We start from the raw sequence: 19,797 nt of genomic DNA, 5'->3' as shown, positions 1-19,797 counted from the left end.
ATGGATCTGGCATCTGCCCTAGAGAAGAAGCTTAAGCGTCAAATCGCGGCAAGGAAAGCGGCTGAAGGATTGTTGGAACAGAAGAGCCTCGAACTGTTCGAGGCTAACCAACAGCTTGAGCTTGCTTTGCGTCAGTTAGAAAAGCGCTCCAACGCGAATATACGCCGCATTGAATTCCAAGAACAAATCGACAACCTGTTGATTGATTTTGGGCGCGCGTTTCTAAGAAATGATCTCGATGATGTCATGCTATCTGAACTAACGACCAACGTGACTAACAGTTACTTAATCGAAGCCAGTCGTTTGATTCTACCTCCCAAGCTCATCCCTCAGTTACAGACCTATGATTATGGCGATGAGACTGTCGAGGTGTTAGAGCAAGACATTCAAGAACCTCATTGGCAAGACAACCTACTGACCGTGCCCTTAGAGGTTGAAAAAGTCATAGTTGGTGCGTTAATCGTCAGAGTCAGGTTGTTAGACCAAGACTACGAGTTTATCCAAAGCCAACTGTTGTTGGTCACGGACCTTATCTGCAGTGCCTTAACCCATCAACTAGCAATCAACCGAAATATTGAATCACGTAAACGAGCGGAAGAGTCCGAAAGGGCAACGCGTGACTTTGTGGCCATGATTAATCATGAGTTAAGAACTCCACTTAATGGCTTACTAGGCAGTGCCGAGTTGATCAGTGATACCGAACTGAATAGCTCTCAGCGTGAGATAGTGAACAACCTGAGCCAATCTGGAGAGTTTCTCCGAACCATCATTAATGATCTATTGGATTACAGCAAAATTAACGCAGGGATGTTAGAGCTTATTCCAAAGAAATTTGCCCTACGTGATTTGAGAAACACGATTGAAAGCATCTTCGTCAATCGAGCAATTGAGAAGCAGCTCGAATTCAATATCAGTGTTACGTCAAACGTTCCCTCCCATTTCCAAGGCGATTTAGAGCGCATCACACAACTGTTTGTGAACTTAATAGGTAATGCGATTAAATTTACAGAAGAAGGGCATGTGAATGTTGATATTGAGTGGGACAAAAACCAATTTGTTTTCTCTGTAGAAGATACCGGAGTCGGAATCGCTGAATCGGCGCATAAGACGCTGTTTGAACCTTTTACGCAGGCAGATAACTCAAGTAGTCGGAACTATGAGGGTACAGGACTTGGGTTAGCGATTTGTCGCAAACTGGTGGCTCTGATGAATGGTGATATTGGGGTGACCAGTGTCGTTGGTTCAGGCACGACGTTTACCATCTCGATTCCTCTTCAAGTTGTCGATGTTCCGGCAGAGAGTGATAGTGTCGCCAAGGGCTTTGAGTATGAGGCGGAATTGTCACTACTTAAAGTGCTGGTGGTTGATGATATTAAGATGAACCAGATCATCATCCAACAGATGCTTCGTAAACATGAGATTGAACCAGCTATCGCAAGCAATGGTGTCGAAGGGTTTGAGCTCGCGTCAGACAACGAATACGACATTGTATTCATGGATTGCAGAATGCCTGTTATGGACGGGTTTGAAGCAACAGAGAAGCTAAGAGAGAAGGGTTACGTTAAATCTATTGTGGCACTGACCGCCGGAACGACATTGGAAGAACGCGAACGTTGTATTCAGTGTGGAATGGATGACATTTTGAGTAAGCCTTACACCGCCAACGATCTGAAAGAGATGCTCAAGAAGTGGGGTGTCTCAGCGGTGAAGGTCGCTTAAACACGCGAATAAAGCGTTGTGAGTTATGTACTCTAACTTACAGACTAAAAAACCGAAGTGATCTTACGATCCTTCGGTTTCTTTTTATATCGAACTTTTGCTAGCCGTTAAGCTACGGAACTCGTCATTAAGTCGCGGAACTCGCAGTTAATGACACTAGGTTTAGCAATCTTCAAGTACCGGTAGAATTCGACTCAGCTTATCCAGTGTTTCTTGGTATTCAGAAGCACAATCACTATCAAATACCACACCACCGCCAGCCCAAGCATAAAGCGTGTTGTTCTCGGCGACTAATGTACGAATGGTAATACTGGTATCCATTCTGCCATTTCGGCTGATGTAGCCAATACTGCCGCAGTACGCTGAACGTCGATGCGGTTCTAACTCTTCAATGATCTGCATCGCGCGAACTTTTGGTGCGCCAGTAATCGATCCTCCAGGGAAACAGGCTCTCAGAAGGTCAGTTGCAGAGTATTGGTCATCAAGGTCCGCTCGTATCGTGCTCACTAAGTGGTGCACGGCAGGGAAGCTTTCAATATCGAAGAGCTTTGGTACATGCACTGTGCCCGGTTTTGCTACTCGGCCAATGTCATTACGAAGTAGGTCAACGATCATCAAGTTTTCCGCCTGATCTTTATCGGCGCTTGCTAGGTCTTGCGCGTTGGCATTATCAATCATCGGGTCCTCAGAACGAGGTCGTGTGCCTTTGATTGGCTTGGTTTCAATGACGTTGTCTTTGAGTTCTAAGAAACGCTCTGGCGAAACACTGATGATTGCGCAGTCGGCCAAACGGATAAAACCCGAAAAGGGCGCTGAGTTGTACTGTTCTAACTTGTCATAAGCCAGCCATTCACTACCTTGGTATTGGGCATTGAAGCGCTGAGCGAAGTTAATCTGATAGCAGTCCCCGGATAACAGGTACTCTTGAACACTATCGAACTTAGTGGCGTAGCTCTCTTCGCTCATATTGGATTGCCACGGTGTGGTTAACCCAAAGGGCGCATGTGATAGGTGTGATTGAGCCATCTGCTGCATTAGCCAATCATGATGTTCATCGATATTGCTACCGACAATACACGCCGTTTTCAATTGGTGGTCAACGATAACAGCCCATTCATACAAGCCAACTGCCATGTCAGGTGCTTCAATATCACGCTTTGCGAGTGATGGAAGTGTCTCGACTCTGCGCCCTAAATCATAGCTAAAATAGCCTAAAGCGCCGCCAACGAATGGCAACTGAGTGTGCTCTTTAGTCGCAGGCAATAATTGTTGCTGATATTGGTCGAGTAGTTCGAAAGGATCAGAGTCTGAAACCTCGCACGTCTCATTAACATTAACGGTCGTTTCTGCACCGATTGTCTCGAAGGTGGCGATGGGTTGAGCAACTAAAATATCGTATCGACTATCAACGTGGCTTTCTGAAGCGGAGCGTAATAGCATTGCCCACGGCAGGTTTTCAATATGGGAAAACAGCTGTTTAGCTAAAGTTGATTGATATTCAAGCGGCTTGATTTGGATAGAGCGAAATTCGTTGTTATTCATTTGTTTAATTTGTGACAAAGAGTTCGATCACTGCATGGCGTGTGAGAGGAAGCAAGAGTATCATAAATTGAAAATAAAATGGGTTCTTGATTAGAACGGAGTAATCCAAGTGGTTTAGTTTAAAGCTATGCAAGCGATTGCTAAAGCAACTAAATACAGCTCAACACAATAAAAAGCTAAACCACCTAATTCGATTTGGCACATATAGTCAAACTGTGAACCCACATGGAACCAGAACAATAAAGAGGCATGCAATGACGGTTATTCGTAAGCAAGATGTGATCAGCAGTGTCGCTGACGCACTTCAGTACATTTCTTATTATCACCCTTTAGACTTTGTCCAAGCCCTAGAAAAAGCGTACGAGAAAGAAGAGAGCCAAGCAGCTAAAGATGCGATCGCTCAGATTCTTATCAACTCGCGCATGTCTGCGGAAGGCCATCGTCCAATTTGTCAGGATACGGGTATTGTTACTTGTTTCGTGAACATCGGTATGGATGTTAGGTGGGAAACGGATCAAACAGTACAACAGATGGTTGATGAAGGCGTTCGTCAAGCTTACAACAACCCAGATAACCCATTGCGTGCATCTGTCCTAATGGACCCTGCAGGTAAGCGTATTAATACCAAAGACAACACACCAGCGGTTGTCCACATTAATATGGTTCCAGGCAACAAAGTTGAAATTCAAATCGCGGCTAAGGGCGGCGGTTCTGAGAACAAAACCAAGATGGTTATGCTGAACCCTTCTGATGATATTGCAGAATGGGTAGAGAAGACGCTGCCAACAATGGGTGCAGGCTGGTGTCCACCGGGTATGCTAGGTATAGGCATCGGCGGTACGGCTGAGAAAGCAGCTGTGCTAGCGAAAGAATCTTTGATGGAACACATCGATATCCAAGAGCTTATCGAGAAAGGTCCTGAGAACGCAGAAGAAGAGCTTCGTTTAGACATCTTCAACCGTGTAAACAAGCTTGGCATTGGTGCACAAGGTCTTGGCGGTCTCACGACTGTGGTTGATGTAAAAATCAAAACAGCACCAACTCATGCTGCTTCTAAGCCTGTATGTTTGATCCCGAACTGTGCAGCAACGCGTCACGTTCACTTCACACTAGATGGCAGCGGCCCAGCAGAGCTAACGCCACCTAAGTTAGAAGAGTGGCCAGACATCACTTGGGAAGCGGGCGCAAATACACGTCGTGTTAACCTTGATGAAGTGACTAAAGAAGACGTACAAGAGTGGAAGACCGGCGAAACGGTTCTTCTGTCAGGTAAGATCTTAACCGGTCGTGATGCTGCTCATAAACGTATTCAAGGCATGCTAGAAAGCGGCGAAGGCTTACCAGCCGGCGTTGATTTCAAAGGCAAGTTCATTTACTACGTGGGTCCTGTTGATGCTGTAGGTGATGAAGCGGTAGGTCCTGCGGGCCCAACAACTTCAACACGTATGGATAAGTTCACTGACATGATGCTGAACGAAACTGGCATTATGGGCATGATCGGTAAAGCGGAACGTGGCCCTGCAACGGTTGAATCAATCAAAGAGCACAAAGCGGTTTACCTAATGGCGGTTGGTGGTGCAGCTTATTTAGTCGCGAAAGCAATTAAAAAAGCACGCGTTGTTGCGTTTGAAGATCTCGGTATGGAAGCGATTTACGAGTTTGAAGTTGAAGATATGCCTGTAACGGTAGCGGTTGACTCTAACGGCGTGAACGCACACCAGATCGGCCCTGACACGTGGAAAGTGAAGATTGCTGAAGCTGAGAAAGCGTAATTAATCGACGCCAAAAAATCGTAATTGTCGCTAACTTCAGCGTTTGAATTGCAATTTTTGACAGAAAGTTAAAGACAAAAGTGCAGCATTATCTGCACTTTTGTCTTATTATCAATGATATAGTGATAAACACATAGTTTGATATAAGAACATAGGAGAGAGGAATGCCTCGTTTTATTCAGATCCTACAGATTATCTTGGCAGTGGTGATTGGTGCTTTTGTTGGCTACGACCTGATCTTGAAAGGGATCAGTATCTTTGATAATAAATACGTGACGATTACATGTGCGCTTTGGCTAATTGCAGAGATTGCACTGTTTGTTATCTACAAGTTGATTGAAGACGATTAGACGTCGGATATCGTGCAAAAATTCTAAAGCCCCTGATTATGAATGTAGTCAGGGGCTTTTATTCATCTAGCATTAAGAATGTGTATTGCATACTCATCAACATAAGCAAAAGCATACAAACTATCCCAACGGGGAAAGAACATAGGCTTGCCTTTCTATTATCATAACCAGCTAGCCTAACTATCACGGAGTCGTTCTAATGAAACACCTAACTCAAGAAATGAGTGACTTTATAAGCAGAGGAACGGATTCTCATATTCGAGTAGCGGTCACGGGGCTCTCTCGTGCGGGTAAGACAGCATTCATTACTTCGCTGGTTAATCAGCTTCTTCATACGTCTACCCACAAAAACTTGCCACTGCTTGCATCGGCGAGAGATGGAAGAATTATTGGCGCAAAGCGCATCCCGCAACACAACATGATGATTCCACGCTTCTCTTATGATGAAGCGATGGAGTCGTTGAATGCACAGCCACCAGAATGGCCGGTACCAACGCGTGATGTCAGTGAGATTCGTTTAGCCATCAAATATAAGCCTGCGAAGGGCGCAAAGAAGCTACTGAGTAAAAACAGCACCCTTTATCTCGATATTGTCGATTATCCAGGTGAATGGTTGCTTGATTTGCCGTTACTGGATATGGACTTCGATACCTGGAGCCAATCTCAGTTTGCCGCATTGAAAGGCGACAGAGAAACCTACTCGCAACATTGGAACGCCATGCGTGGTGATATCGATTTGCTAGCAGAAGCAGACGAAAAAAAACTGGTCGCGATTGCCGATAGTTACACCCAGTACCTTCATACTTGTAAAAGTAACGGACTGCATTGGGTACAACCGGGTCGATTCGTATTACCGGGTGAGCTTGAAGGCGCGCCTGTGTTGCAATTCTTCCCGTGTCTCGCACCTGAGGGTAAGTTCTCAAAAACAAGTAACTATGCGGTACTGAAAGCGCGTTATGAAGAGTATCAACAGAAGGTCGTGAAAGCGTTCTACAAGAATCACTTCGCGACGTTCGACAGACAAATCGTGTTGGTGGATTGCTTACAGCCACTTAATGCGGGCTATGACTCTTTCATGGATATGCGTGGCGCGTTAGAACAGCTACTTAAGAGCTTTAAGTACGGTCGAAGCAATATCTTAAGACGTTTATTTGCGCCGAAGATCGACAAGATCTTGTTTGCAGCCACCAAGGCTGACCACGTGACACCGGATCAACATCCGAACTTGGTGTCACTGTTACAACAGATGGTACATCCGGCTTGGCAGCAGGCGGCGTTTGAACACATCGACATGAGTTGTATGAGTATCGCGTCTATTCAAGCGACCAGCGCGGGTTATATCTCGTCGGGTTCAGACAATGTTCCTGCGTTGCAAGGTGTGACTTTGGATAATGTCCCTCAAACCATGTATCCGGGAGAGGTGCCGCGTAAGTTGCCTAATAAACAGTATTGGGAAACCAACCAGTTTGATTTCACGAGCTTTAGACCGATGGAGCAACATTCCGATGAGCCTTGCCAACATCTAAGAGTCGACAAGGTTTTAGAGTATCTCATTGGCGACAAGTTGAAGTAATTGAGGCAATCAAAATGAGTGAATTAAAAACAAAGCAGGTCTTTAATGAACCGTTGAAGACCTCTTTTGATGAGCAAGACAAGAGTGACGTTGGCCCGGATTTAGGCGCTCAACAACTGTTCACAGAGCAAGAGAAATTTGTCCCTGTCGCACCGCAAGTGAAAGCTGATCTTGATGGTGAAGCTGAGCAGCAATTGGAACAAGTGATTCGACCGAGCAAAAAGAAGAAGTGGTTTGGAACGGGTTTATTGGTCGCTTTTTCTGGCCTAGTTGGATGGCAAGCAATTGAATCGGTCATTACCGCAATTCAAACTGCTGATTGGCTTGCGTTAGGTTGGGCAGGCTTTATTGCTGCCATTGCTTCATTGGGTTTAGGCGCAATAGGCAAAGAGCTGTGGAAACTGCGTTCACTTAAAGATCACTTTAGTGTGCAAGAGCAGAGTGAAGAGCTACTCCAAAGTCAAAGTGTCGGCAAGGGCAAAGCGTTCTGTGAGAACATCGCCAAGCAAGGTGGCATTATCGCTGAGTCTCCTTCGTACGATAAGTGGCGAAACAGCATTAACCCAGCACACAGTGATGCAGAAGTGTTGGATATGTACGATGCGTTAGTCGTGAGTCAACAAGACAAAGTAGCGACTCAAATCGTCACTAAGTTTTCGACCGAATCGGCGGCTTTGGTTGCAGTGAGTCCATTGGCGGCGGCTGATATGTTGCTGGTGGCTTGGCGAAATTTCACCATGATCGACAAGCTTGCTGATGTGTATGGCATTGAGCTTGGCTACTGGTCTAGGATTAAGCTATTTAAATTGGTGTTAATCAACATGGCAGCAGCGGGAGCCAGTGAACTCGCAATTGATGCAAGTATGGATCTCGTCTCGATGGATCTTGCAGGCAAAGTCTCAGCTCGAGCAGGGCAGGGGCTAGGTGTCGGTATCCTTACTGCAAGACTGGGCTTAAAAGCCATGACATTGCTGCGTCCTATGCCTTGGCATAACGAACGAAAAGTAAAACTGGCAGACCTCCGCAAAGCCGTCCTTTCTGAAATAAAGCGTATCACTCTTAAATAAAGCATTTGAAGCTCAATAGTTTGAGAAGAAGAGTAAACATATGTTTACTCTTCTTCTTGACTGAACTCAGAGCTTAATCCACACTACTGTCAACTTATCCTGACACCTATAATAGGACTATTTGTGCGTCTTGAAGTATTGTGTGAAGACAGACTCGGCTTAACGCGTGAGTTGCTCGATATCTTGGCCTCAAAAAGCATTGATTTAAGAGGAATCGAAATTGATGTTAAAGGTATTATTTATCTAAACTGCCCTGATATTGATTTTGATGCTTTTAGTGAACTTATGGCTGAAATTCGCCGAATTTCAGGTGTGAAGGATGTACGTAAAATCCAATTTATGCCAAGCGAAAGGCATAACACAGAGCTGATTGCTCTGCTGGCAAACCTACCTGATCCTGTGATTGCGATTGACCTTAAAGGCTCAGTCGATATGGCTAACCACGCCGCATTGAGCCTCTTCAACAAACAAGAAGATGAAGTCATCGGTGAACCGCTCGCGACGTTTGTTCCTAGTTTTAACTTTGCTCGTTGGATCGAAGGCGATGTAACGCGCCATCGTGAAGTTGTCGTGTTGGATGGCTTAGATTTCTCTATTGAGATCCTGCCGATTTACCTTGGTGGTGATGTCAACGAAGCGGTACTGGCAAGCGCAGTAATGACGATTCGTTCTTGTAATCAAGAGATGAACTCGCCAGATTCAATCCCAGAACAGAACAACCTGGGTTTTGAACACTTTGTTGGTGTCTCTAATCGCCATAAAGCCTTGATCAGCCAAGCTAAGAAATTGGCTATGCTGGATCAGCCTCTATTAATTGAAGGCGATACAGGTACGGGTAAAGAGATGCTGGCGAAAGCGTGTCATAACCGTTCAAATCGATCGTCTTTCCCATTCTTGATTCTAAGCTGTGCATCGATGCCTGATGACGTAGCGGAAACGGAATTGTTTGGTCATGCGCCGGGTTCATTCAACCATGAGCAAGGTCATAAAGGCATTTTCGAGCAAGCGAATGGCGGTACGGTATTTTTAGATGAAATTGGCGAGATGAGCCCGCATCTTCAAATCAAGCTGCTGCGTTTCCTACAAGATGGTTCATTCCGTCGTGTTGGTGAAGAAGAAGAGATGCACGCGGATGTTCGTATTATTGCATCAACGCGCCACCGTCTTTCTGAATTAGCCGACTCGGGTTCGTTCCGTGAAGATTTGTTCTACCGCTTGAATGTACTGACTCTGTCTATTCCAGCATTGCGTGAACGCTCAAACGACGTAGCGCCACTGTTGGAACTGTTCGTTGCAAAGTACGCGCAGCAGTTAGGTATGTTAAAACCAAAACTGACTCAAGAGTTAGTCGACCAGCTTGGTAATTACCAATGGCCGGGCAACATTCGTCAGTTAGACAACATGGTTCTACGCGCACTAACAGAGTTGGATTCAGACACGCTAACGGTTGAGCAATTCCACTTGCCACAGCTTGAAACAATGACGGCTGGAATGGCGAACCTGAGCTTAGACGGCTCGCTCGATGAGATCATGAAAGACTATGAATCTCAGATTCTAGAGAAGCTTTATCAGTCTTTCCCATCAAGCCGTAAGCTAGCAAAACGTTTGAATGTTTCTCATACCTCAATTGCGAATAAGCTTCGTGATTACGGTATCAGAAAGAACTGATCGAATAAGAACAAGATTATGGAAGATTTGAGTACACCGGAGCGCATTTATAAGCGTGACGGTAACCTGATTCTGAGAACGGCTGAAATCGACGACGCAGCGATGATCAGTGAGTACTTTCAGGCTAACAGAGAGTACCTGAAACCTTGGGAACCGATTCGCGAAGACGCGTTCTTTGATAGAGCGAGTTGGGCGCAGCGACTGATCAAGTTAAACGAGCTTCATAAAATGGGACTAGGCTATTACTGTTTACTGATTAATGCTGACTCTAATGAAATGTTAGGCACCATATCGTTCAGTAATTTGTCTCGTTTCCCGTTCTACGCCTGTAATGTCGGTTACTCATTGGCGCAAAGTGCACAGGGCCACGGTTACATGCGCAGAGGCTTGAGCATGGCAAAAGACTACATGTTTGATGTGCAGAACATGCACCGCTTAATGGCGGGCTACATGCCTCACAATGAACGCAGTGCGGGTGTCTTGGAACATCTTGGCTTTGTTCGAGAAGGCTTCGCCAAAGATTACTTACAGATTAACGGTAAATGGGAAGACCATATACTGACCGCGTTAGTTAACCCTAACTGGGAAGACAAACGCAATGTCTAGACTAAATAGTATCTAGGCGTAAGAACAAGTAACGAATTTAAAGGCAGCGAATATCAAGCGAACTCTAATCGCCGCTGTATCAAAAAGAACATATAGGCATGGTAGATCCATCAGCCTGAGAAGATATTTGAGGAATTTTGATGTCATACACAACTTTGGACGAATACCAAAGAAAATGGATTTTCACTCACCAGTCAATGCCGCTGCCGGCAGAGGATTTGGAAAAGATTAAACCAATGACACAGGCGAGAGCATCTCAGTTCTGGAAAGAGAACGTTAGCCCTCAAAGCCCTGATGCGGAAAGACTAAGTTCGCAAGACTGGCCAAGCAAAGCATCGAACTGGAATGAAGAGATCAGCTGGATGGCAAATTGGGAAGCGGATGAGCCTGAAATGCCAGAAGAAATTCTAAACTTCATTGATTGGCAAGATGACGTAACTGTTTATTTTTGTTACGAAAAATACAATGTTTTAGAAACCAAATGGTCAGTTTTCAAGAAACACTGGAAGAACTTTTTGTTCTACGATGATGGCCCGATTCTACTAGGTCGCCGCCGTTCAGAAGCACTTTGGTTTGCTACAAATGGTACCGTTAAAATTGGTAATCGTGCTTAAGTTCGGTGTGATTTAATCGAGCGAGTGTTGACGATCCGATCAACAGATAGACAGACAAAAAGCGAGCATTGAGCTCGCTTTTTTTATGCCTAATGATCTTCGAAGATCATCGGAAGGAAACGACTATTTCAGCCCAGTGTATGATGACTATTTTTACTGACATAGAGCAGTTAATTTTCGAAATTGAGATCGCTATCTCATTGGGTTAGTTGAAGTTTCATGGGGTTGAGCTATCTTTATATTACTGCCTTAGTGGAGGTGAAGTATTATGATTTGGGATACTCTCGAACGTGTAAATAAACTTCGCAAGGAAGCAATGGAGGATCCAGAGTTTTTGGATTCAGCAAAAATGCATGAGGAATGGCTTTTAAGCGAAACTCATAATCAATCGAACAAAGGAGCAAAAGAGAAGAAACCGAAAAAACTATCTGACATTTATGAAAATACGGATTTTCCTATCAACCCAACTGGAACCAAACATTAACAATGATGAACTGCAACACGGCTAAGGCTCTTAACCAAAAAGCTATAAGTCGATTACACATACCAGCCTTAAGCCACCAATAAAAAAGCCACTTTCAACGAATCGAAAGTGGCTTTTTCTTTTCTTGCTAGCTTCTTTACCATTAGCAACGAAAGCTAATCGTTTTCAAACCTAGTTATTGATTAGGCTTAATCCGCTTGGTAACGCATCACCAAACACACGCTTAGATTCACTCTCAGAAAGCTCAGTCACTTCACTCACTAGTGTTAACCATGAGTCAGGTACCTTGCTTTGCTTAAGCTTCTCAATCACTTGATTGCGATAGTCGTCAGAGATATCAAACTGACGGTCACCGGTTTTTCGACAAATCATCACCGCTGCGAAGGCGATCATCTGCTCTTTCTGCCAGTTCTGTTCAAGCAGTTTTGGTAACCACTGTTCAGCTTGCTCTCTAGGAATTACGCTGTGTTGGCTGCCATACAAAGGCGTTCTTGATGCTAATCGTCCTAGCGCCCACCAGTGAGCCTGTTCAAATTGGTTATGGTTGATCGCTTTGCTTAAGAACCAACTTGCCAGCAGCACTTTGTCTTCAACCTCAAGTTGCTCAAGTGACGCCGCTAAACGGACCATGGCTTCATAACCATTATCTTGCGCATCTTTGGCTGTCTTAGGGTTCTTCATTGCACCTGGGTGAAGGTATTTAGCGATGTCAGCCAAGATACTCTCTTGCTGCTCTTGGTTTAGCCCACCAGCGACACGACGCCAGAATACCCACCAGTCTGTCCAGCCTTGGTGGTTCTTGAACTGAATGTTCTGTTGGTAAAGGCCCCAAATCTGTTCGATACGCCATGAGTCAGTCGGATCGCCAAAGCCAGGACGTAGCGAGTATCCCGCCAAACGTAGCCAGTTCTTCTCGTGTGCTTCTGAGCGGCGACGACGTTTACGACCTAATGAGAAGGTATCAAATAGATGACGAAGGGTCGTGAAGTCCCATTCATCGCGTTTACCTAGTCGCTTCTCAAGATCTTTCGATAGTGTTTTGATCTCTTTCGATTCAGCACTCTTCTTGTTGCCGCTGTACAGGCGAGAAATCAACTCCTTACACTCTTCCAATCTTGGGTGAAGCGCGGAGGTATCAGATTCATCGCCTTGCTTGTTTCTTACTTCAAACTCAAGCAACCAACGCTTAGAGTCATCTTCTATACTCACACACTCCATTTTCAATGTGCCGACTTCGGTTAACTGACAAGCGAGCAGTACTTCAACACGCTCTTTTTGGTTGGCTTGAAGTTCTGCAGTACCTGAGCCTTCCAGCGTAGAAATATACGGTGGGAGAGGGGAGAACAAGTCGGCATCCACATTGACCATCACACCGTTTTGAATGGCGGTGTCATGAGCAATTTGATCGTGTGTTGAAGTCAGAAGATTAAATCGTACTGGCTCACCTAAAGTCAGCGAGAAACGACGGCTGTTCAAGCGTATCTCTTGGCCTTCTTCGGTTCCTTTGGCAAGCAGACAAAGCGCTTTACCCATCTTGTTTTTCTCTTGCAGATGCAAGAAGTAAGAACGGGCAGCACCGCCACCGATTTTCAGCTGTGCACCGCGGCGTGCTTTACCAAAGGCAACCGCGCCAAGGGCAACAGACCAATCTGGATGAGGGTTATCAAGCACTGTGATAGGAGAACCGTTCCAGTTGCCCAGTAGCTGAGTAATTCGCTCTGTTACCAGTTCACTGTTAAACACACCACCATTGAGCAGCACGCCAACTGGAATTGCAGGTTTGGTGTCATCGAACTCAATAGAGTCTGAGTTTTCCAATGCGGCTTTAGACACTTGTTGGTGCGTTGCTAGGAATTCTGCAACGTGCTTACTCACCGCAGGGTCAGCCACGTAAGGCAGACCAAACTCAACCACAGCACTGCGGCGTTTGTCGGGTGTTTCAGTAAACTCAGAAAGCGGGAAGAAACCTTCCAATGCGATTTGATGGACTTCTTGTTTAGTTAAACCAATACTCTTAGTACCGCCAAGCAGTTTTGAACCGCTGCCCAGCATGGTGATCTTTACATCATCGGGCGCATTGGCAGAAAGCAGGCTCTCTTTTGCGGCGCGAGTCTGTTGAATCAGTTTGGTTAGGCTAGAGGCATTCAGCTTTTTGTTTTGATTGAAGCGTTGCTCTGCAAGGTGGGCAAGGGCTAAATCGAGGTTATCACCACCAAGCATCAAGTGTTCACCAACACCAATACGGTCGAGTGCGAGTTCTTGGTCATCGCCATTGTTTGAGTTGAAGCTTGCTTCGATCAAACTTAAATCGGTGGTACCACCACCAACATCACACACTAGAATCAGCGGGATCTGCTGAAGTTCATCGGCTGCGGTTTGTTGATGACGTGCATACCAGTCATAACAAACGGCTTGCGGCTCTTCGAGTAACAGAATCTTACCTAAGCCAGCAAGTGCTGCCGCTTCGAGTGTTAGCTTGCGTGCTGTCTCATCGAAGGAAGCAGGAACGGTAACCACAACATCTTGGTCTTCAAGCTTGTTGCTCGGGTTACGGTAGTTCCATGCTTGGCGAATGTGGTTGAGGTAGCTTGCACTCGCCACAACTGGCGAGACTTTATCGACATCTGCTGCGCCTGCCCAAGGCAGAATGTCGGAGTTACGATCCACCGCTTGGTGTGACAGCCAACTCTTAGCACTCGATACTTGGCGGCCTTCAACCTTAGCGCCTAATTCACGTGCCCATTCACCGACGATAACGTTCTTAATATCGCCTTCAACGGGGCTTGGTTCCCACGGCATTGTCAGGTCAGAAGGGGATATTTGACCTTGTGCTGGGTGGTAACGAAATGATGGAAGTAGGGGCTTGCGAACTACTTCACCGGGGCCGATGAGTTGGTCAATATCGAAAAGAGAAACGGGAGCATGTTGTAGGTCGTCGTTGATTTCACAGTAAGCGACAACCGTATTGGTTGTGCCTAAGTCAATGCCGACTAAAAAACGAGGAGTTGCCATACAAAACCTTATTCTTCCAGAGTGATGACCAGTTTTTTGATAGCTTTGGTCTTATTGTTGTTATTCGTAAACGTCATTCCTGAGAAACAGGCAGGACTAGATTGAGAAATGCATTGATAAAGTAACGGCACCCGCTAAGGTGCCGTTGATTCATTATGCTTGTTCGTTTGAGTCGTTATTCGAGTCTTCACGAACATCGAACTCAACGTGCCATTTCTGACCGTTGTCAGTAGCAATCGCTTCTAGGTATAAGGTACCTAACTCAGTAACGCGAGAAGCCAGGGTCACTGGAACGACTTCACCTTCGCGACGGCCTTCAGATACCGGCAGAGTCACTTGGATTTCAGGAAGCTCATCAAGCTCTTCAGGCGCCCAGTGATCAAGGTGTGTACCCGCTTCATCTTCACGACGAATGGTTGAACCGAAGAACTGGAAGTGTACTGGCTGACCAATCACTAGACCGAACTCTTGGCTAGGTACTTGAACGCTTGAACCTTCTTCCATACCAAATGGGGCAACACACAGCGCTTCCATTGGAGGAGCCATACCTGGGATTGCTGGCATCGCACTTTCAATTCCTACGTAGTAAGAAGAAGCGATACCACCGCGGATACGAACGCCTTGGCCACGACGAACTGCGCCGTAGTATGAAGCGCCACTTGCAACCGCTAGGTCTAAATCTAAACCTGAAAGCTGTTTTGCGAACTCTTCGTCAGCATTGATCAACCATTCGTTGATCGTATCTGAAAGACGATCAGCAAGTAGGTTCGATTTTAGAACACCACCATTGAACAGGATTGCTGTTGGCTTGATGAAGTCTGCCGCTGGCGCTTCTGACCCTTGCGTACCGGGCATACCGGGCATGTTTGCAAACGGGTTGAAATCTTGCTGAGCCGTTTCGCTATTTCCAGAAAGCGCGTTCGCTTGCTTAGAAAGGAATGCGGCAATGTGACGAGTAATACCTGCGTCTTGAGCGTAAGGCAGACCCATTTGAGTCAGTGCGCCACGCGTCTTTTGTACAGGGTGCTCAGTTACAGCAACTTTAGGGAAGAAGCCGTCCACTAATGTTTGTTGAACTTCTTGCTGAGTCAGTTCTGTTTTCAGTGTTGCGCCAAGCAGTTTAGAACCACGGCTTGGAACAACGATAGGCACAGATTGCAGTTCAGCATCGTTAAGCAGTGCTTCTTTCGCATCACGACATGCGTGAGTCATTGCTTGAACCTGCCAAGGAGCCAGTTCTTTGCCTTCTTGCGCCAGTTTCATCTTCAAGCGGTAAGCCAGTGCTAAGTCCATGTTGTCGCCGCCAAGTAGGATATGTTCACCTACTGCGATACGGTTCAGGCTTAGGTTGCCGTCATCTTGTGTTACTTCAACTAACGAAAGGTCGGTTGTACCACCACCGATATCGACAACAAGAACGATGTCACCAACGTTTACTTCATCACGCCATGTGTCGTTGCTGTTATCAATCCAGCTGTACAGAGCCGCTTGTGGCTCTTCAAGAAGCGTTAGGTGAGTGAAACCGACATTACGTGCAGCTTCTGCTGTTAGGTCACGAGCCGCAGGATCAAACGAAGCTGGAACCGTGATCGTTACATCTTGGTCTGCCAGTTTGTGTTCTGGGTTTGCGTGGTTCCATGCGTCTTTAAGATGCTCAAGGTACAATTCAGTTGTCTTAAGCGGAGATACTTTTTCAACTTCTTCAGGGCTGCCTGCAGGAAGGAAAGCATCGCGACGGTTAACACCACCGTGGCATAACCAAGATTTTGCACTTGCTACCAAACGGATAGGGGTTTTAGAACCAAGGTTACGAGCAATTGCACCCACTAGCGCTTTTGGCTCTGAAGACCAAGGAAGAACGCGAGAGCCCGCATTCATTTCATGTTCGTGCGGTTGGTATAGGAACGAGCCAAGTTGGCTGCGAGTTTCTACTGTACCTGGCGCCGTCAGTTGAGGGATTTGCATCACCTCAACGCGAGCGTCTTCATTGCTTGTGTCGATGTAAGACAAAACGCAATGTGTAGTACCTAAATCGATACCAACACTGAACTTGGGTACCTGGTTTTGCTCTTGAGAAGATGGCTCTTGAGCTGAATGACTTTGGTGTTCCATTATAGCTCCACCTCTGCCGGTGCAATTACAGATGCATCGTAGTTTTCAGCAAGCTTAGGCAGGTTCATGTCAGTTGCTTTCCAACCTTTGTGAACTAGTGTGCCGTTGAATGGTGCATTGCCCGTTACGTTGCCAGTTAGGCGAATTTCTTGAGGGTTGAAACCTTCAGCGATAGTGATACGTGTTTCTTCATCTTCAGTGCGGATGTGAGACAGCGTTACGTAATCAGCCAATACTTTTTGACCGCCAGTGTGAATAACACGAGCTGCTGCGCCAACTTCTTCATCAGAGAATGACGTTAGGTCTTCTTTTAAGAAGTCGATAAGGCGCGCTTCTTGCTGCATGATAGACAGTAGCTGCATTGCAGAGTCTGTTGGTGCTGTAGCAAGCTTAGATTCAACTTCTACTACTTTTTCGATCACACGTTCAACTTCTACTACTTTCTCTACTTCGACAATTTTCTCAACTGGCTTTTCAACTTCAACGACCTTTTCTACTGGTTTTTCTACGACTTTCTCAACCACTTTGGTTTTACGAGAAACGGCAATTAACAGTAGTAAAACGCTTGATGCAGTTAGGCCTGCGTGAAGCATATCAAACGTTTGTGGGATTAGGTTCAAATCAACGATCATAGTGATTTCTCTTTAAAATTGATTTAACGGTATATTCGTCGGTTTAAAGGAATATACAGGTTGGAAAGAAACTCAGTGGCATAAGGCCGAAATGGTCACTTTCAAGCTATAAATATGGGTGGATACTAGCATATTCAAGGCTTAAGGGCTTTATTTAATGTTTTCAATAAACTGGCTTTTTGGTGAGTTAGCTTAAAAGTTAATCGAGATTTGTTGGTTTATTAGCCGTAAATGTCCATGGGTTGTAAATAGTGTTAGTTTTATCCCATTGTGAGAGTCAAAGATAAATAGAGCCTAGCATTCCGGCAGTGTATACTTTCGACTCAAAATAACATCATATGGGAAGCTGTATGCCCCACACTACCGACCCTATAACAGGGTTGAAGAAACGAACTTTGCCGTTAGTTGTCTTTTTTGCCACATTTTTGATGACGGTGTTGTGTTTTGTTTTGGTTGCGGCGAATCAAAATAGGTCTTTGAATGAGAATCTGGATAGCTTTGCTCAGCATCAAACGCTCAGTTTAAAAGCGTTTATTGATAACGATGTCGCTTATATCGGTTCCGGTGCAAATTTTTTCTATTCTAATGATGTCGATAGTCGGGATCGATTTGATCGTTTTGCTCAGCAAACGATTAACGGTTCGAAAAGCCTGATCGGATTGCAGTGGATGCAAAAAGTAGCGGTAGAAGATATCGCCGAGCATACCGCCAAAATGAAAGCTCAATACCCATCCTATAGAATGTTTACTATCCCTAAACATGGGCCAAAAACTTATGGTTATGTCTTGGATGGCGAGCCCGTATTTATCGCGACAGATATTTATCCGAATGATCCAGTGAACAACGGTGTTTTGGGTTTTTACTCTTCTCGTGAGCGGTTTAATCTGGTCATTGATAACATTAAAAAAACACGTGAAGCGAATATTTCAGACAAAGTTCGTCTGTTGCAAGACGGTTTAGACAGCAACACACCTAAGAGCGGAATGTTGGTCTACCACCCTGTGTTTGATGGTCAAACGGACAATTTGTTAGGGGTTGTGATTGGTGTTGTTCGTACCACATACTATTTTGAGAAACTTCTGGCATCTACTGTCGGCGATATGGACGTGTACATTCGCGTTACGGATACCGGGTTTGAAGCTGAAGACTCCCCAATTCTATTTGAAACTCAAGGTTATGAGGGAGTAACAGGGCACCATATAACTAAGACAATCGAGTTGACCAACCGAAATTGGAAGATCGATTACAAGATAGATTCCTGCATCTCTTTTTATGGCTACCTTGTGTTGACTGGCATCGCGCTAGTCGGAACAACCATCTCATTGTTGTTAGCGTACATCGTGAATATGCAGATCAGAGAAAAAGAGCGCCTGTATCAAATGCTTGATAAAAGAACAGAAGAGCTTCGTTTTCTAGCCAACCACGACAGCCTGACCGAGGTTTATAACCGACGTGCTTTCAATAAGATGTTAGATAAAGCGATACAGCGAAATGAACCCTTTAGTCTCATCGGATTTGATGTCGACAAGTTCAAAGGCATTAACGACCAATTCGGTCACCCTGCAGGGGATGCTTTACTCATTCATGTAATTAAATTGATTTCAGTGAGCTTGAAAGAGGGGGATAACCTGTTTCGTATAGGTGGAGATGAGTTCTGTATCATTTCTAGTATTACAAACCATGAAGCCCTAGAACGATACTTACAATGTATTCTAAGAACAGTGAGCCAGTCTCATTGTGAGCACAAAGGTCGACAGCTCAGTTGTACTTTGAGTATTGGTGCTGCTATTTACGCTAATGAAAACACGGAAGAGATTCTGCAAAAAACAGACAGTATGCTCTATCAAAGTAAGTCGAATGGCCGAAATCGAGTGACAATTGCAGGCTAAATGAGCACTTGATACAACTAGGGTCGAGTTCTGTATTGGGCTCATGTACAATTTCACAAAATTTTTGACGAGAGAATTAGGCGACGTATGAATCACAATCGAGTGGTGTGTTTCGATTTAGAAATGTGCTGTTGGAGCGAAGACGGTGTGGGAACAACAGGAGAGATCATTGAAGTTGGTCTTGCTGAGATTGATCTAGCATCCGGTACTATCGTGAAGCGAGCACAATACTACGTTAAGCCAGAGAAAGACGAAGTCTCTCTATTCTGTGCCGAGTTAACGGGCATTACACCTCGTAAAATCGAAAAGCAGGGTCGCCCATTAGAGTCTGTCATCAAGTCGATGATTAAGAACTTTGGTGGTCCCAAAAAAATCTACGCAGCGTGGGGACGTGACGACCTTATCTTACACAAAGAGTGTATTGAAAAAGGCATCGAGCCTCCGTTTAGCGAGTTCTTAAACATCGCAACGCTTTACCGTGTTCAGAATCGCTTGAAAGACAAACGCATTGGTCACCGCGCTGCTCAAGAAGCCAAAAATATTGAGTGGGAAGGTCGTCAGCACTCGGGTTATGTCGATGCTTATAATCTTGCGAAACTCACATTAACTATGTTGTAGCTAAATTTTTAGCTCCTCTCAGCCCTGTTTAGTCAGCTTTCAGTTTACCCATTCAAAAAAGCGACCGGTTTCTTAACCCGTCGCTTTTATTGTGCGCCGAGCATGGCGTTGATCTAGGAGGTGAAAGTCCTCTACGGGC

General features: G+C 45.3%; 15 protein-coding genes. 11 read left to right on the top strand and 4 right to left on the bottom strand.

The window, feature by feature from the left end:
• Entirely contained in the window at window positions 1-1,719 is a 1,719-nt protein-coding gene (locus tag AB6E30_RS20935; RefSeq protein WP_102428579.1) for an ATP-binding protein, read from the top strand.
• A gap of 162 nt (window positions 1,720-1,881) precedes the next feature.
• On the opposite strand, the gene pabB is transcribed toward AB6E30_RS20935, so the two are convergent.
• Window positions 1,882-3,261 carry an aminodeoxychorismate synthase component I gene (gene pabB, locus AB6E30_RS20930; protein WP_372105105.1) on the bottom strand — a complete coding sequence of 460 codons (1,380 nt, stop codon included), beginning with the start codon at window positions 3,259-3,261 and terminating at the stop codon, window positions 1,882-1,884.
• Between the two features lie 254 nt (window positions 3,262-3,515).
• Between pabB and AB6E30_RS20925 the strand changes: the two genes are divergently transcribed.
• From AB6E30_RS20925 to AB6E30_RS20890, 8 genes are all read left to right on the top strand, one after another.
• A complete protein-coding gene (locus AB6E30_RS20925) occupies window positions 3,516-5,033 on the top strand; it encodes a fumarate hydratase (RefSeq protein ID WP_017068776.1) in 1,518 nt (505 codons plus the stop codon).
• Window positions 5,034-5,197: 164 nt separating this feature from the next.
• Entirely contained in the window at window positions 5,198-5,383 is a 186-nt protein-coding gene (locus AB6E30_RS20920) for a hypothetical protein (protein ID WP_004734731.1), read from the top strand.
• Window positions 5,384-5,582: 199 nt separating this feature from the next.
• Window positions 5,583-6,956, top strand: a complete 1,374-nt coding sequence (locus tag AB6E30_RS20915; RefSeq protein ID WP_372105103.1) for a YcjX family protein — start codon at window positions 5,583-5,585, stop codon at window positions 6,954-6,956.
• A 14-nt stretch (window positions 6,957-6,970) separates the two neighbouring features.
• Window positions 6,971-8,023 (top strand): YcjF family protein, encoded by a 1,053-nt coding sequence (locus AB6E30_RS20910; protein ID WP_017067719.1) that lies wholly within the window; start codon window positions 6,971-6,973, stop codon window positions 8,021-8,023.
• Between the two features lie 123 nt (window positions 8,024-8,146).
• Window positions 8,147-9,691: a transcriptional regulator TyrR gene (gene tyrR / locus AB6E30_RS20905; protein ID WP_136974821.1), complete on the top strand. Its 1,545-nt coding sequence runs from the start codon at window positions 8,147-8,149 to the stop codon at window positions 9,689-9,691.
• Between the two features lie 18 nt (window positions 9,692-9,709).
• Window positions 9,710-10,297: a ribosomal protein S5-alanine N-acetyltransferase gene (gene rimJ, locus AB6E30_RS20900; protein ID WP_280582394.1), complete on the top strand. Its 588-nt coding sequence runs from the start codon at window positions 9,710-9,712 to the stop codon at window positions 10,295-10,297.
• A gap of 140 nt (window positions 10,298-10,437) precedes the next feature.
• Window positions 10,438-10,911, top strand: coding sequence for a DUF2947 domain-containing protein (locus AB6E30_RS20895; protein WP_004734736.1), 474 nt, complete (start codon window positions 10,438-10,440; stop codon window positions 10,909-10,911).
• Window positions 10,912-11,179: 268 nt separating this feature from the next.
• The gene (locus AB6E30_RS20890) at window positions 11,180-11,395 is read left to right on the top strand and encodes a hypothetical protein (RefSeq protein WP_012604204.1); all 216 of its coding nucleotides are present in this window, start codon (window positions 11,180-11,182) and stop codon (window positions 11,393-11,395) included.
• A 171-nt stretch (window positions 11,396-11,566) separates the two neighbouring features.
• Here AB6E30_RS20890 and AB6E30_RS20885 read toward each other — a convergent pair whose 3' ends face one another.
• The 3 genes from AB6E30_RS20885 to AB6E30_RS20875 all read right to left on the bottom strand — a co-directional run bounded on the left by AB6E30_RS20885 (window position 11,567) and on the right by AB6E30_RS20875 (window position 17,151).
• Window positions 11,567-14,407, bottom strand: coding sequence for an Hsp70 family protein (locus AB6E30_RS20885; protein ID WP_136979635.1), 2,841 nt, complete (start codon window positions 14,405-14,407; stop codon window positions 11,567-11,569).
• A 153-nt stretch (window positions 14,408-14,560) separates the two neighbouring features.
• Entirely contained in the window at window positions 14,561-16,519 is a 1,959-nt protein-coding gene (locus tag AB6E30_RS20880; protein WP_372055799.1) for an Hsp70 family protein, read from the bottom strand.
• Complete coding sequence (locus tag AB6E30_RS20875; protein WP_017060436.1) at window positions 16,519-17,151, bottom strand: DUF2760 domain-containing protein; 633 nt, start codon at window positions 17,149-17,151, stop codon at window positions 16,519-16,521. Before AB6E30_RS20875 ends, AB6E30_RS20880 begins: the two co-directional genes overlap by 1 nt.
• Window positions 17,152-17,501: 350 nt before the next feature.
• Between AB6E30_RS20875 and AB6E30_RS20870 the strand changes: the two genes are divergently transcribed.
• Together AB6E30_RS20870 and AB6E30_RS20865 are read left to right on the top strand one after the other, a co-directional pair.
• Window positions 17,502-19,040, top strand: coding sequence for a diguanylate cyclase domain-containing protein (locus tag AB6E30_RS20870; RefSeq protein WP_372105100.1), 1,539 nt, complete (start codon window positions 17,502-17,504; stop codon window positions 19,038-19,040).
• Between the two features lie 87 nt (window positions 19,041-19,127).
• Window positions 19,128-19,658, top strand: a complete 531-nt coding sequence (locus AB6E30_RS20865) for a 3'-5' exonuclease (RefSeq protein ID WP_017068784.1) — start codon at window positions 19,128-19,130, stop codon at window positions 19,656-19,658.
• Window positions 19,659-19,797: the final 139 nt, after the last annotated feature.

The sequence above is a fragment of the Vibrio sp. 10N.247.311.12 genome, from assembly GCF_041467515.1.
In the GTDB taxonomy this organism is placed as follows: Bacteria; Pseudomonadota; Gammaproteobacteria; order Enterobacterales; family Vibrionaceae; genus Vibrio; species Vibrio crassostreae_C.
The sequence above is the reverse complement of the archived record's forward strand: the minus strand, read 5'-3'. Positions and strand labels throughout refer to the sequence as shown.

What these genes read in the sequence shown, in the direction of transcription:
- AB6E30_RS20935 (WP_102428579.1), top strand. Translation starts at nt 1, where the DNA reads ATGGATCTGGCATCTGCCCTAGAGAAGAAGCTTAAGCGTCAAATCGCG.
- pabB (WP_372105105.1), bottom strand. Translation starts at nt 3,261, where the DNA reads ATGAATAACAACGAATTTCGCTCTATCCAAATCAAGCCGCTTGAATAT.
- AB6E30_RS20925 (WP_017068776.1), top strand. Translation starts at nt 3,516, where the DNA reads ATGACGGTTATTCGTAAGCAAGATGTGATCAGCAGTGTCGCTGACGCA.
- AB6E30_RS20920 (WP_004734731.1), top strand. Translation starts at nt 5,198, where the DNA reads ATGCCTCGTTTTATTCAGATCCTACAGATTATCTTGGCAGTGGTGATT.
- AB6E30_RS20915 (WP_372105103.1), top strand. Translation starts at nt 5,583, where the DNA reads ATGAAACACCTAACTCAAGAAATGAGTGACTTTATAAGCAGAGGAACG.
- AB6E30_RS20910 (WP_017067719.1), top strand. Translation starts at nt 6,971, where the DNA reads ATGAGTGAATTAAAAACAAAGCAGGTCTTTAATGAACCGTTGAAGACC.
- rimJ (WP_280582394.1), top strand. Translation starts at nt 9,710, where the DNA reads ATGGAAGATTTGAGTACACCGGAGCGCATTTATAAGCGTGACGGTAAC.
- AB6E30_RS20895 (WP_004734736.1), top strand. Translation starts at nt 10,438, where the DNA reads ATGTCATACACAACTTTGGACGAATACCAAAGAAAATGGATTTTCACT.
- AB6E30_RS20890 (WP_012604204.1), top strand. Translation starts at nt 11,180, where the DNA reads ATGATTTGGGATACTCTCGAACGTGTAAATAAACTTCGCAAGGAAGCA.
- AB6E30_RS20885 (WP_136979635.1), bottom strand. Translation starts at nt 14,407, where the DNA reads ATGGCAACTCCTCGTTTTTTAGTCGGCATTGACTTAGGCACAACCAAT.
- AB6E30_RS20880 (WP_372055799.1), bottom strand. Translation starts at nt 16,519, where the DNA reads ATGGAACACCAAAGTCATTCAGCTCAAGAGCCATCTTCTCAAGAGCAA.
- AB6E30_RS20875 (WP_017060436.1), bottom strand. Translation starts at nt 17,151, where the DNA reads ATGATCGTTGATTTGAACCTAATCCCACAAACGTTTGATATGCTTCAC.
- AB6E30_RS20870 (WP_372105100.1), top strand. Translation starts at nt 17,502, where the DNA reads ATGCCCCACACTACCGACCCTATAACAGGGTTGAAGAAACGAACTTTG.
- AB6E30_RS20865 (WP_017068784.1), top strand. Translation starts at nt 19,128, where the DNA reads ATGAATCACAATCGAGTGGTGTGTTTCGATTTAGAAATGTGCTGTTGG.